This window comes from Bacillus cereus group sp. N21 (genome assembly GCF_016483395.1).
Taxonomy (GTDB): domain Bacteria; phylum Bacillota; class Bacilli; order Bacillales; family Bacillaceae_G; genus Bacillus_A; species Bacillus_A pseudomycoides.
Window position 1 is genome coordinate 1 of the sequence record NZ_JAEHBX010000335.1, and the last position, 272, is coordinate 272.

A 272-nucleotide genomic window follows, 5' to 3' on the forward strand; every position below is an offset into this window, starting at 1 on the left:
TTCTTATAGAGTTGGTAGACAGATGCGCATTGATACAGCGGATTTAGAACAATATATAAAGCAAATGAAAACAGGAAAGATACAAGTTACTTCTGTAAAGAATGACGATAGTAGTATCTTGAATACATGCATCATTAGCGGGCAAGAACTAACGTTAGATATGTTGGCAAAACGTATAGAAAATCGATTGCTAAATTCTAATGTATTAAGAGCGTATCAAGGTAGTTTAACAAGTTTAGTGAAGATGTACCAAGGAGAAGGAAGTGTAGTTA

The 272-nt window shown here is 33.8% G+C and carries 1 pseudogene; it reads left to right on the forward strand.

The annotated features are described in order from the left end of the window. Nucleotides 1-272 (forward strand): annotated as a pseudogene (locus JDS96_RS31090) (hypothetical protein); the annotation flags it as partial.